The 13,784-nt window shown below is 59.1% G+C and carries 9 protein-coding genes; 8 read left to right on the forward strand and 1 reads right to left on the reverse strand.

Going from position 1 to position 13,784, the window contains the following annotated elements; all coding sequences use genetic code 11:
* Positions 1-261 precede the first annotated feature (261 nt).
* The 4 genes from mobH to OKW35_RS25825 are packed head-to-tail and all read left to right on the forward strand — an operon-like array spanning position 262 to position 5,793.
* Positions 262-2,409: a MobH family relaxase gene (mobH, locus tag OKW35_RS25810; RefSeq protein ID WP_429553529.1), complete on the forward strand. Its 2,148-nt coding sequence runs from the start codon at positions 262-264 to the stop codon at positions 2,407-2,409.
* A 23-nt stretch (positions 2,410-2,432) separates the two neighbouring features.
* Complete coding sequence (gene traD / locus OKW35_RS25815; RefSeq protein WP_429553530.1) at positions 2,433-4,580, forward strand: type IV conjugative transfer system coupling protein TraD; 2,148 nt, start codon at positions 2,433-2,435, stop codon at positions 4,578-4,580.
* 14 nt (positions 4,581-4,594) lie between these two features.
* Positions 4,595-5,293 (forward strand): DUF4400 domain-containing protein, encoded by a 699-nt coding sequence (locus tag OKW35_RS25820; protein ID WP_429553531.1) that lies wholly within the window; start codon positions 4,595-4,597, stop codon positions 5,291-5,293.
* Positions 5,294-5,322: 29 nt separating this feature from the next.
* Positions 5,323-5,793 carry an SET domain-containing protein gene (locus OKW35_RS25825; RefSeq protein WP_034478773.1) on the forward strand — a complete coding sequence of 157 codons (471 nt, stop codon included), beginning with the start codon at positions 5,323-5,325 and terminating at the stop codon, positions 5,791-5,793.
* Positions 5,794-5,809: 16 nt separating this feature from the next.
* Here the strand turns inward: OKW35_RS25825 and OKW35_RS25830 are convergent, their stop codons facing one another.
* Positions 5,810-6,022, reverse strand: coding sequence for a helix-turn-helix transcriptional regulator (locus OKW35_RS25830; RefSeq protein WP_027196483.1), 213 nt, complete (start codon positions 6,020-6,022; stop codon positions 5,810-5,812).
* Between the two features lie 401 nt (positions 6,023-6,423).
* Here OKW35_RS25830 and OKW35_RS25835 point away from each other — a divergent pair, with 401 nt between their 5' ends.
* The 4 genes from OKW35_RS25835 (at position 6,424) to OKW35_RS25850 (ending at position 13,748) form a co-directional block, all read left to right on the forward strand.
* Entirely contained in the window at positions 6,424-6,858 is a 435-nt protein-coding gene (locus OKW35_RS25835) for an AAA family ATPase (protein ID WP_429553532.1), read from the forward strand.
* 176 nt (positions 6,859-7,034) lie between these two features.
* Positions 7,035-8,123 (forward strand): hypothetical protein, encoded by a 1,089-nt coding sequence (locus OKW35_RS25840; RefSeq protein ID WP_429553533.1) that lies wholly within the window; start codon positions 7,035-7,037, stop codon positions 8,121-8,123.
* 334 nt (positions 8,124-8,457) lie between these two features.
* Positions 8,458-11,988, forward strand: a complete 3,531-nt coding sequence (locus tag OKW35_RS25845) for an AAA domain-containing protein (protein WP_429553534.1) — start codon at positions 8,458-8,460, stop codon at positions 11,986-11,988.
* Positions 11,988-13,748 carry a phospholipase D-like domain-containing protein gene (locus OKW35_RS25850; protein WP_429553535.1) on the forward strand — a complete coding sequence of 587 codons (1,761 nt, stop codon included), beginning with the start codon at positions 11,988-11,990 and terminating at the stop codon, positions 13,746-13,748. The genes OKW35_RS25845 and OKW35_RS25850 overlap by 1 nt, the downstream gene beginning before the upstream one ends.
* The last annotated feature ends 36 nt before the right edge of the window (positions 13,749-13,784 follow it).

Genomic DNA, 13,784 nt, shown 5'->3' on the forward strand with positions numbered 1-13,784 from the left:
TGGCGAAGGGCAAAAAAGGGGAGCTGCAGCAACGGACAAAAACGCATAGGTCTTTGCCGCAGAAGCCCGGGAAAGGACAGGTGCCGGCGCGTAATCGCGGCCATCTGTCCGGCAGCATGACTGCGCGGCGCGGCACGTTCTCGTGCAGCGATTTGCGGCAGGCGCTGCGGGACAGTGCGTACGGTTGAACCATGCGACGCGTTGAGTCGCGCGCCTCATGACGAGGTCAGTCCCGTTCTCCCGTTCTGCCGGGAACCCCACATGGCTTTTGTCAATGCCCTTAACTGGTTGAAGTTGCCACGATCGTCGATGGTGCAGGCGACGCCACCGGCGCCGCCGGCTGCGCCGCCTGCCAGGCACAGCGTGCCGCCTTCGCCAAAGTATCTGCCGGTACTGGGATACCGTGAGCTGATTCAGCGAACGGGTGTGGAGGGGACAGTCCGGCGTATCGCCAGCAGTCTCGGGCTGTCCTCTGAGAGCGAGCAGCGCGACTTCGAACCGTTGCTGCAGCGGCTGGCGGAATTCGTGCAGCTCCTGCCCGCATCCGAGTCGCATCATCACGCGCAACCGGGCGGCCTGCTGATCCATCTGCTCGAGGTGGCGCGCTATGCGCTGCATTTCCGTGAAGGGTACCGGCTGCCGCTCGGGGCGAGTCCCGAAGACCAGATGCAGCATCAGGCGCGGTGCAGTTATGGGGTTCTGGTCGGCGCGCTGCTGCACGACATCGGCAAGCCGCTCGCGGACCTGAAGGTCGAACTGGCCACCGGACATGACGTCCGTCCCTGGGTGCCGATGGCCGGCAGCATGAACGAGCAGGGTGGCGCGTGGTATTGCGTGGATTTCCCAGCGCGCGGAGAGCGCGATTACGGTGCCCATTCCCGTCTCGCCATCGTGCTGCTGCAGCGCCTCGTGCCACCGGCGTCGTTGAGCTGGCTGGCCCAGTATCCGCCCGTGCTGCAGGAACTGGCTGCATTCCTGTCCGGAGAGGCCAGCTCGAAAGACAGCGCGCTCGCGAAGATCGTGGGTGACGCGGATCGCCGCTCGGTCGCGGAAAACCTGCTGGCCGGTCCCCGTACGCGGTTCGCTTCGGCGCGCGCGGTGCCGCTGATCGAGCGGCTGATGGAGGGGCTGCGACGGCTTCTGGCCGAGGGCGGTATGCCGCTCAACCGTGCGGGAGCCACCGGCTATTGCGACGGCGAATCGCTCTGGTGCGTGGCGAAAACCCTGGCCGAGGCCGTCCGCACTTACGTCGCTTCACACGAAGAGCAGCGTAGCGGGGCGGCGGGCATCCCGTCGGATAACAACCGGCTCTTCGACACCTGGCAGGAATACGGTGCGCTTGTGCCGACGCCGGAAGGCGGTGCCATCTGGACGATCGCAGTCGCGATAGGCGCATGGAAGCAAACCTTCACGGTTCTGCGTTTTCCGCTTGATCGGCTCTACGCCGAATCTGCTCACTACCCCCGCGCTCTGCCTGCGGGCTCGGTTCAGACCATCGAAGTGGGCGCCGAGCCGACCCCGGCGGCTGAATGTGTCGACCGCGCTGATGACGGTGTATTGGCCGCGCGCGCAGAGCGTGATCGGGAACGGCCGTCCCCAGTCGGGGACCCGGTGACGAAGGCGGTAGATCAAAGCGTCGACGCGCCAGACGCCGCGGCGTTAACCGCGCGCGAAGAACCCGATCGGCGGGATCGGCATAAAGCGGACGATGACTCGCCTGCGTCGCAGGAGCGGGCCGCTTCGGATGCCGGTGCTTCGTCCATGAACGACGGCGAGCCGGCGTATCTGCCGGACGCAGAGAGCGCTGCCGTGCTCAATGACGAAGCGGTCGTGGCGCACGGCATGGGCAACGACGATGCACCCATACGGGATCAGGTGAGTGCGCCGGTTCGCCCGCGCGAGAAGGGGCGGGTTCCGTCGCGATCCATTGCCGCTCGGGCGGGTGCCCGGCAGCTGCGGCCGAATGCGGAACGATTCATGGCCTGGGTGCAGGAGGGAGTTGCTACGGGCGGGTTGCCGTACAACGAATCGATGGCCCGTGTGCATTTTGTGCCGGAAGGCATGCTGCTTGTGACGCCGGCGATCTTCCGGGATTTCGCGCAGGCGCATCCCGACGCGATCGAGCAGACGCCCACCGAAGATGGACGGACCCCGGAGCCGTGGAAGCAAGTCCAGCGCGATTTCCAGAAATCCGGCTATCCGGTGACAGCCGATGCCGGCGGCGCAGGCCGGTCCTATCTGCTCCACTACACCATCAAGGGCGCCGGCGGCCGGCAGCTATCCGTCATGCTGGTTCCCGAGCCGGAGCGGTTCTTCAATCCCGTGCCGCCGGCGAACGCGATGATCCAGTCGAAGCAGAAAGCGGCCGCAGCGGAAGAGGCGGATTTGCCTCAGTCGTCTGAGGTGTGATCGGGGGCATCGGGACAACGGCGATGGCGTATCCGGTCGAGAGCTTCTTTCGCAGGCCCGTTGAACTGCTGTCCTCCGTGGCTGCGCTTGCTGCGACCGGCGTCCTCTGGTCCCACCCCGCACTCTTCCTCATCACGCCCGCCACGGGCGGCGTCACGACCGTTGCGCTGCTGTCACTGGCCTGCGTCCGCGTGCGACAGGCATGGCGGCTGATCCGCTTCCAGCGCAATCTCCGACGCCTACCGCAGTATGTGATCCCTGCGGGCGCTATCCCGTGCTCCAGCAAGGAGGTATTTCTCGGGCGGGGCTTTCGCTGGAGCGTCATGCACACGCAGCGCCTGTATCAGGCCCGCTTTCCCGAAAACCGCCGGCTGCTTGCCCGCAATGACCTGTACGACCGGGCGCGCGATCATGAGCGTCGGTATCCCGATAGCCCGATCGCGGGTGTGACGCGTTGCAGAGCATGGTGGAATCCGGTCGCGCCATTGCCGCAAGTCGGTGGCGATCCGGCACTGCATGGCGTCGAACCGGACGAGAGCGATATCTGGTTCGATCTCGGCGAGCGCGTCGGACACATGGCTGTGCTCGGCACCACGCGCGTGGGTAAGACAAGGTTGTGTGAGGTACTGGTTGCCCAGGACATTCGCCGCGGTGACATCGTGATCGTGTTCGATCCCAAGGGCGACGTCGAGCTGCTGCTGCGAATGTATGCTGAGGCAAAGCGCTGCGGGCGGGAGGGGGAGTTCACGTTCTTCCACCTGGGCTATCCCGACAAGTCTGCGCGCTACAGTCCAATCGGCACGTACTCGCGGATTACCGAGGTGGCGACGCGTATCGCCGGCAACCTGCCGAAAGAGGGCCAGTCGGCCGCGTTTCGCGACTTCGTCTGGCGCTTCGTAAACGTGATGGCGCGGGCCATGAGCGCGCTCGGCATCCGTCCAACCTACGAGATGATCTACCAGAACGCCGTGAATATCGACGGGCTGGCGTTACGGTACTTCCGTTTCTGGCTCAATCGCGATCACCCCGGCTGGGAGGACGGGCTGGAGCCGCTCGACAAGGAAGAGGCGAAGCAGGCGATGCGGCTGCAGCGCAATCAGGAGGTGCTGCAGGTGGCGAATCTGATCCGGCGGCGGGGCTGGACCGATCCGATCGCCAACGGCCTGCTGTCGGTCATCAGCAACGAGCGCTCGTATTTCGACAAGCTCGTGTCATCGCTGTATCCGCTCCTGGAAAAGCTCACCACAGGCCGGACATCGGAACTACTATCACCCGACTATAACGACCCTCATGATCCGCGTCCTGTGTTCGACTGGAACCGGGTGATGGACCGCGGCGGGATTGTCTATGTCGGCCTCGATGCTTTGTCGGACTTCGAGGTGGCCGGTGTGGTCGGCAACGCCATGTTCGCCGATCTGACGTCGACCGCAGGCCGCATTTACAAGTATGGGCACGGTTATGGGCAGAGCACTGGCGGCGGCCGACGCCGCGTCTCGATCCACGCGGACGAGTTCAACGAACTGGTCGGCGACGAGTTCGTGCCGATGGTCAACAAGGCGGGCGGTGCCGGTTATCAGGTTACGGCCTACACGCAGACGAGCGCTGACCTGGAAGCGAAGATCGGCTCGCGCGCGAAGGCCGAACAGATCTTCGGCAACTTCAATACGCTCGTGATGCTGCGCGTGAAGTATGTGGCGACCGCGAAGATCCTGACCGACCAGCTTCCGATGATCGACGTGAAATCGCTCACGCTCGCCTCATCGGCGACGGACGCGGTACGGCGCGGCGAGGGCGTGCACTTTACGGCGCAGACGCACGACCAGATCTCGGTGCGGCAGGTACCGATGCTGCAGGCGTCTGACCTGACGCAGTTGCCGAAGGGCCAGGCCTTCGCGCTCATCGATGGCGGCCAGCTTGTGAAGGTGCGGCTGCCGCTGCTTCAGGCGCATGATCCGATCATGTTGCCGGGTCTGGACGACATGGTGGCAGACATGCGCTCGCGCTACGCGTCGTATGTCCAGGCCGTCTCGCCATTCGACGATGCGGGCGGCGTGTCGCCCGATGCCATTGGTGGCGCGGTGGGCAGCTTCATGCCGTTCGATGCGAATGAGGAGGCGGTGGCCTCGACCTCCGGCCCGTGGGCCGTGCAAGGCAAGAGCGCCGGGTTCTGACGAGAAAGGCGAGCATGGTCGCGAAATCGCGGGACGGCAATGCCGATGGCGTCAAGTCTTTCTTCTGGATCGTCGATCTGGCGATCCACGTTGTCCTCTGGCTGCTGCTCGCCAGTGTTCTCGCGGTGCTGGCCGATCTCGCTGCGGCCCACTTGTTGTGTCGCGACGATCCCGTGAGCGGGATACAGCAGCTCCTGCGCTATTACCTGAACGAGACATCCGATCCCGAACTGGCTGCGCGGGCGGCGGACACTGCGTACTGGGGCTGGTTTGGCTGGACCGGTATTGATGCGTCGGCGAGGGCTTGGGAGGCGGGCGTCCTGCCGTCACATGGTCTCGGCTCTTACCTGCGGCCGGCGTTTTCGGGGGCGACGCGCGAGGCGCTCGTGGTGGCGATGTACGGTGTCAAGCTCTTCGGCGTTCGCATCGCGATGCTCGTGATGACGGTTCCGCAGTTCGTGCTCGCGATTGCAGTTGCCGTGGCCGACGGTCTGGTCGCGCGACACGTAAGGCGCGCGCAGGGCGGGCACGAGTCGGCGACCCGTTACCATCACGCGAAGCGCTTCCTGACGTTTGGCTTGATCCCGTTGACAGCGGTCGTCTGGCTCATTGCGCCAGTACGGCTACCGGTCTGGCTGCTTTTCTGGCCAGTGTCGGTCATGATCGTGATTGCGGTATGGAACATGGCGAAGTACTTCAAGAAGTACACGTAGATCACAATTTGTCGCCGTATACTTCGGTCATGAAAAGGCACGAAAGAAAAGTCATCCAACGACGTGTGGTTGTTCGACGGTCGCCCGTGCATGGTCGTGGGGTGTTTGCATTGCAGGCACTCGAAGCCGGCGAACGGTTGCTGGAGTATAAGGGCGACGTTATCACCTGGAGGACCGCCATCAGGCAGCACCGGAACAACGGTGCTTCGGGCCACACATATTACTTCGGCCTGTCTGACGGACGCGTGATTGACGGCGGGCGTCGGGGAAACAGCGCGCGCTGGTTGAATCACTCATGCAGCGCGAACTGCGAGGCGGTCGAGATCGAAGACCGCGTCTTCATTCATGCGTCGTCGGCAATTGCACCCGGCGAGGAACTCTTCCTGGATTACCAACTGGCCGTCGACGATCCGATGGACGAAGAAGCCAAGCTCAGCTATGCCTGCCGGTGCAGTTCGACGGGATGCCGGGGTACGATGCTGGCCGCGCCTGTGCGGTGATGGTACCAGTGGAGAATCAGCGGCCCGATGGTAGCGCTGACGCCGACCTCTCTCGCGCGGCTGTGCGGTTCGCGAGCCACGCTTCCAGTTCGGATTCGCGCCAGCCGGTCGCACGTTCTCCGATGCGTATGGGGCGCGGGAACTCCCCACGGCTGATCATTGCATAAATGGTGGCGCGGCAGAGGCCAATTTTCTTTACAACATCCTTCATGCGCATTACCTGATCCATGGCGCATATCCTCCTGCTTTTTGTTCAGCTTTGATTATCCCCTCGTCGTTTCAGCCTTCAATGGACACTCGTCAGAACGATCATGAGGTGTCGTGAGGCGACGTGAAGATTCGCCACCGAGGCTAAAACTAAAGTGACTCTCACCGTTACTCTTGGTTACAATAATCCGCCTTGAGCACGCTTGCGGCTGCGCCGGTTGACCTGATTCTGAGGTCGTGGTCTCTGGCAACTCCGTCACAGGGCCAGCACTTCACTCCAGTATCGCGGGTGAGCAGAATGCCGTGAGCTTGCTGACGGCGGATTCGATGGAATCCCGCTGGCTGCCGTGTATCAATCAGCCCGGCGATTTCGAATCTTAAGGCTCAGGTCGCGGCGGGAAGAGAGACCTACGGGGAAACAGCATGGACATCAATTTCGTCGAGATCGCGAACTTCCGCAAGCTGCAGAAGGTGAGGGTCGATCTTGCGGAGAACACGACCGTCTTCGTTGGCGCCAACAACAGTGGAAAGACGTCCGCGATGGTCGCGCTCCGCCATTTCCTCGTTGGACGCATTGATTTTTCGATCAATGACTTCACCCTATCAAATTGGGCCAAACTCGACGCGCTCGGGCAACAATGGGAGGCTTCGGAGGGCGAAGAGGCTGATCAGCCATTCGACTGGAATGCAGTTCTCCCTCACCTGGACGTTCGGCTCGATGTGCCGGAGAGGAAACTTCGCTACGTTCGCGCACCGCGCAGGCTCAGCAAGGGCACATCGAGCGGGGTCCGCCGTTTGGGGCAAAGAGCCCAACATTCCAGACTGAAGATCGCGGAAGACGTTGGAGACCATCAGTGAGTACAGGAAATTTGAAGCTCAGCGCGATCCGCATTTCGTTACTTGCCGGTGAACCCGCGACGGCGCGGAAGTCTTGCAGCAATATCGCGGCCTGTCTTTGCGACAACGGCACGATAGAGCAAAACACCGATTGTTTGCTTCATAGCCTCAAGTAGCCGAAAGCAGGAAGAAATAGCATGAGCCAGGATTCAGGGCCGACGGCGTTACGCGACGCACTTTTTGAACATGAGATTTTCACTGCGGGCGCGCTTCAGCTCCCGCATGTACACGTGCACGCTATCGGGCAACATGAAGCGACGTGGGATTTCACCCAGACTGAACTCGAGGAGGAGCTCGCCCGCATGCGGTCGCTGAGGTGGATCGACTGTAACTCTATTGGCTATTGGTATGCGACAGAGATCGGCCAGATTGCACGCGAGCAGCGTTGGCAGGCGCTAGGACGCCGGCACCCCGCCTTGGGGGATGCCCGTTCAACCGTCGAGGACCTTATTCTCGCCCTCCTGCACAGCGAAGCGGCCGAGCCACCGGAATTGCTAACCGGCACGCTCCGACTGCCCGAGCGCGTTCTGGCCGTCTATCTTGCCCACATCAACCCGGCGCTGCGGGAGCAGGCCGTCGACGCACTTCTGGCCGCAGACCTAGTTGCGCGAGGCCCCGACATGGACAATCCGGGGGAAAGCGCTCTCTTCAGCACGCGAGAGGGCGACAAAGCGTACGCTCGCGCTGTCGTGCCGCGCCTCGGTCTGTGTCCGCCGGCGACTCTTCTGTCGCGCGATCACGTGGAAGGCCTGCCGTTTCACGAGCTCGGGCTCGAGTCGCTAGCCGCCGAGAATTTGGCCTTTCGCTGGGAGGAGGCGCAGCGCTGCATGCGTGCATGTGCGTGGCTCGCGTCAGCCGTGCTGTACGGCTCAATGCTCGAACTCCTCCTCGGCGACTGGTTGTCCCGTGACGAGGCGAGGGCAAGGTCGGCAAGGCGAGCGCCCAAGCACCCGCAGACTGGCATAGTCCCGCCCCTTGGGAAATGGTCAGCCGAGAAGTTGATCGACGTCGCCGCCGAATTCGGCCTGCTCGGCAACGGCATCGAAAGGTACGCTCAGGGCCTTCGCGGTACGCGCAATCTGATCCATCCTGCCAAGCACATCCAGGAGCGAAGCGAACTCGACACGCACGCAGCGCAAATCGCGCAGCTAACGGTGCGGGCGGTGGTCGAGGCGCTGGCTCGTGCGACTCGTGATGTTGCGACCCGGCCGGATTGCTGTGACTGACAAAACTCGATAGGAAAAGCGCCGCAGCCTTTCGATTGAAGGCAAGCACTCGAGCTCCTCAAACATGCGAGATCTACCGTTCCGACCGCGCTCGCAATCGAGGACATTTGAACTTGACCGTACACGTCCGTATAAGCGGAATTGCTAAAATCGTTGGAACAACTGGTTCTGTTGTTGCGTGAGCATCGCGCTCTCTGCCGCTCGGCCCCACGCCCATGCGTACGGCCTTCGGCGGCCGGGTCAAGGCGGTCCAGAGGAATGGATCTAACGATTGTCTCGTATAGATGCTGAAAATCAAGACTTGGAGAGACCGAGGATGTGCTCGAAGTTAACGTTGAAGCCGAAAGCCAATAAAGGATTTTTGGGCCGATTTAACCTCGCAAGTAAGCAATTGAAGACGGCTGACAGAGCACGGGGAACCCCCGCGTTGCGTGCAGGCACCGACGCACAGGGCACTCGGCTGCTCATCAAAACCTGGCCTCGGATCGCCGGTGCGGAAGACTCGGACCTTCGCGAAATCTGGCATCACGAGATTCGCCAACTCAACCGCATACTTGGAACAAGAGGAGTCGGTGACATCATCGCCGAGTTGGAGGACTCACATGTTGATGAGCAGGGCTACCATTTGGCCATTCGCTCCGAACAGCGCGAACCCCTCGCGACCCTGCTAGCAAGAAACGGCAGCCTCAGGCATGCTATTCGAAACAACGTCAATGGCCGACATCTACTATGGGGAAACTTGCTGCGCTTGGCCAAGGCCTTGGACCTGCTGCATTTACAAGGGTTATTGCACAGAAATTTGAACACTTGGGCGGTACTGACGGCGGACTCCATTGAGCCTGACTTTCAACTGACCGGGTTTGAGTGGTCCATGCGTATCGTGGGCATGGACTCGTCGGCAAAGCATCTCACGCGTAGCGCGGAGAGCAATCTCTATTCATTTATTCGTGACTGGTACGGCCTCGGGGAGCTGGCAGTCCAGCTCTTTGGGATCAATCCAAAACGTCTCGCGAATATTTCTATCGCAAGTCATGAAGTTGCTGAAAATTTAACCGCCGCAGAAGCAAGGCTGATTCGACAACTCATGCAAATTTTGCCATGCGAACGCTTGGACGGTAACACGGTCATTACCGGTATCGAAAAAATTCTACTTTCGCTGCAGGCGGCTATTCAGAAAGAAGACCTGGTTTATCATCTTGTTCTTCCTTTGGTTAGGAATTCTGCCGTTGTGGATGCAATCCGTGAAGCGTCGGATTACGAAATAGAAGCCGACGACGAAAACGCTCAGCATCAATTCGTCGAGAGTGATTTGGCTAATCCGACGATTCTTTTGTTGTCCGAAGACCGGCTGGCCATTCGGGGGGAATTGTTAACCTATTACTTGGAAGACTTTAAAAGAACCCGCGACTTGATTCCGTCCGACTGGGAAGTCGCCTACTGTGCTTCTGTGGGTATAACGAGAAACTCCAGTGCCAACCCAGTTAATTCGCTGTCCGTTGTCGGAAACGCCATTCAGCTAACTGCGCTTTCCAAGAGTTCAACAATGTTCCGAAGCCGTCCTCGCGGAACGTCCTGGAAGACTCTGCGAGCTCAACTTAAACCTATCCGAGAAAACGATAGACGGGAATCGCGGCTGTACAAGGCTTTGGCATTAGCGCAGATGGTAGATTACGCGTTCGCCGCGAGTGATGTGTTTCCAGTTAAGCTGATAAATCATACAGAAATCGACAACGATGAAGGTCGGTATAGGATTCAAGTTGAAGCTCGCGCCGATGAAGATAAGACTCGACTTTCCGACGCGCTTGAGTTAAGGGATCCGCCGGCGACGCGCTTGCGCGAAATGCTGATGGGCGATAGGTCCGCGGATGATAGACAAACAAACTGGTGGTTGAGCCCAAGTCCCACAATCGGAGAGCGCAATACGCGACCGAGCGAATGGCAATTCTTGCGTGAAGAAGGCGCGCAAAATGGTGCCCCTCAATACATTTTTTCGGGTGATAGTCTTCCTGCGCTGAACGAAAATCTATTTCTTATCCCAAGCGACTCGGCGGGGAGAGATTCCCAACTTGAGCGACGAATCAAGAGTTTGGCCGCGTTAAGTGAACATAGAGAGTTGACTCGGATGCTTATCGACCCTCGTCGAAGGGTGCTCGATAGCAACGAAACACCGATCAAGGACGCTGGCTACGAGGATCTCGACACATCTAAACAGGCCGCGCTCGCCAAGATCGTGGAGACGTTGCCCCTTTTTATGCTGCAAGGGCCGCCAGGTGTTGGTAAAACGCGGTTAATCCGCGAACTTGTCCGGCAGAGACTGGCGTCGGATAAGACCACTCGCATGCTGTTATCGGCGCAGAGCAACCATGCGGTCGACCACCTTCTTCACGAGATCGTCAACGCCTTGGGAGCGGATGTGCTTGAAGACTCCGTTGTAATCCGGTGCGCAACCCCCGATCGTAAAGACGCTCAAAGCAAATATCACGTTACCAATCAAGCGAAGCAACTTCTTACCCACCTCCGTGGCAGCAGACTATGCCGTGAGGCGTCTCCAGTTCTGAAAACGAAGGTCGATGCCCTTTGCACGACTTTCGAACTCGACGGCACCGCCGGATCGCAAGCAGCACCACCGAATGCCCGGCGCGCGTTGGAGAACCTGATGCTCCAGTCGGCGAATTTACTTTTCGCAACCGCAAACTCAGGTGACATCCAAACGCTGATTGATGACCGTTCTCAATTCGACTGGACTGTCGTGGAAGAAGCGGGCAAGGCAACCGGTGGTGAGTTGATTGCACCCATGATCCTCTCGCCACGCCGCTTGATGATCGGGGACCATAAGCAGCTCCCCCCGTTTGGTGAAGAGCGCACACTATCGCTCCTGAATAGACCTTTAGCGGTTAAGCGGGCGCTCGAATTGGTAGACCCAATGGTAGGGCTCGCATTGCGCGGCAGCATCGTCGATGAGGTCTTTAACGAGCTCAGAGCGGAAGGAGGTGAGACTGGCCATAACGAACTGGTGAAACTGTGCGAGGATTCCGCTAGCCTTTTCTCGTTATTCAGCTCAAACGTTCAGAAGGAATACGTCAGGCTAGAGAAGAATCCCAAAGGCCGACCTATCGCCGCCGCACTCACTAACCAGCACCGCATGCATCCCGACATTGCGGAGGTTGTGTCCCACGCTTTCTATGACGACAAACTTCTCACCGACGAAGCCACTGCCAATCGATTTAGGCTGCATCCCAACACAATCGGATGGGGTGCGTTGCATGCGCTACCGGAGACGCCAATTATTTGGATTGATACCCCGTGGGTGCAGGACACGAGGCATATGAGGAAAGGGGAAGCACTCCCCCGTTTCAAAAATGACCTTGAGTTGCGTGTCAGCAAAAAGATCCTCGAACTCTCGGAACCCCGGTCTGACCCATTGCCGACGCTTGCCGTGCTTTCACCGTACAGCCGTCAGGTGCGAGCTTTGGCGGATACCTTGGAACAGGGTATCGCGCGCTCACCTCTATCGAAATTCAACTTGCCACCTGGACACAAGAGTTACTGCAACACGGTCGACTCCTTTCAAGGCAGTGAGGCCGACTTCGTGATCGTTTCGCTGGTGCGGAACAACGGATTCGGAGGAATTCGGGCCGCGCTCGGCTTTCTCGCAGACGAGCGAAGAATGAACGTGTTACTGAGCAGGGCCCGCTATCGCATGGTTATTATCGGTAGTCTCGACTTCCTAGGAAGCATCGCTCGCAATGCCCAGGATGGCAAAGAAGATATCGGATTTATTGACCGTGTGTTGGAATTCTTCGACGGTAGAAGGCAACGAGAAGGAATCTCAGTTATTTCTGCAGACGCGTTGGGAGTCAAGTAATGAAGTCGACCAAGGTCTTTCTTCCGGTTCTCAAAGGAAAGATATCATTCGTGGTAGACAAGGGGCGTCATTGGAGCATAGTGGAGCACTTGCTACTTGATGCATTAGTCAAACGCGAATGGTCTACCAATGGACTCGCGGAGCACGGCGGACTGCCACGCCGAGTCGTGATTGAAGCACTCGTTCGATTGATGCGTGCCGGCTGGGTCGAATTGAGCGTCGCGGTTGAAGTCAATTTCCGAGCAACCGAGATCGGAAAAGTCGCCGTTTCCCACTCGGAACTACCTAAACTCCCGGATCTTCAGAAACGTCCCACCAATTACGTCCTTGATATGGTTTGCGGGGAAATCTTTAGAAATAAGGATTTGATGACGCAGTCGGAACAAGAAATTCGTAAGTCTTTGGAAGGGCAATCAAGTGTCTGGGTGAAGCCACTGTCCTGGCACAGTCAAGTGGAAGTCAATGAAGCGCTTCAGGTTCTTTTGGATCCCGATGAGACCTTCGTCAGCGGCCAACCAGGAGGCATCTATCGGCGTTGGGTCACAGTAGTGGTCCGCGGAGGCCGTATTGTCTCTGGCTTGCCGGAGACGCGATCGTTGGACAAGCTACGTCAAGTCGTGCTGGCCACCGCCGAAGAAGCAGACAGCAAATCGGATTTCACATTCGAACCGAACTATGCGTACGAGCTTGAACGGATGCAGCCGCCAAAAGCCGCAGTGCACAGCATCGACTTCAAACTTCAGGATCTGGTGTTGGGCGGTAAAGCGCATCAGGAGGCTCTGCTTCGCTTGCTCGAAACGGCAAAAACTCACGTATTTATCCATTCAACCTTCATAAGCGCCTCGCGTGTGCTGGATCTGCTTCCGGCGATCAACAAGGCAGTCGAAAGAGGCGTTCATATCCGCATATTCTGGGGGCAGAACGAAGATCCGGATGACCTCGCCTCGACCAGGAGTGCGATTGCCGAGTTGCGCAAAAACCTTCAAATTCAGGCCTTGGCGGAGCGCTTAACCTTCCAGTCGTCTTCCACGGGCTCGCATTCCAAGCTGCTTTTGGCCGACGCGGGTCCCTCAGGTGAATATGTTGCCGTCGTGGGGTCCTGCAACTGGCTCACAAGCGGATTCGCGTCTTATGAGGCATCGGTGGTCTTGCGCGATCCCAAGATCGTGGACGAAGTGGTGCGCTGCTTTGGGCGTCTGGTTTGCATGCACGACGGACTCTGGTCGGAATTGGCTGGAGATTTCGTGCTCATTTCGCAACGCTTGCAATCGGCTCAGACCGCTACGCCGACCGGAGAAGGCAGCATCATTGCAGGCGCACAGCACAACGAGTTAGTTTTGCGTGCTAGGGATGACGCGAAGAAGTTCATTATTCTCGCAAGCCATCGTTTGGGCGTAGCAGCAGGCCCTGGCATCCTAGCGCCTCTGCAGCGCGCCGCGGCCGAAAGTGCACAGCTTTCGGTCGAGGTTTTTTATTGCCGCAGGACCGCACCTGTTCGAGGCTCTGACGAGCGACGGTTGACACAGGAAGCGACTTCGTTGGGTGTGTCCTTGAAGCCTGTCCATTCGCCGAGAGTTCACGCAAAACTACTCGTGTGGGATGATGATAACGCCGTGATCACGTCATTAAACTGGCTTTCGGCAGACCAAACTCATAGCAGCAACTTGGGAGAGATCGGGGTGCACCTGCGAGTGCCGGGTGTTGGCCAACATATCGCCGAACATTTACGCGCCGAAATTGCTTCAGCTGCCGAACGATAGCCTCATAATTTATCGGTCGCGATGGTACATCCGAAC

Origin of the sequence: Paraburkholderia sp. MM5477-R1, from assembly GCF_050436385.1 — a bacterium.
GTDB lineage: Bacteria > Pseudomonadota > Gammaproteobacteria > Burkholderiales > Burkholderiaceae > Paraburkholderia > Paraburkholderia tuberum.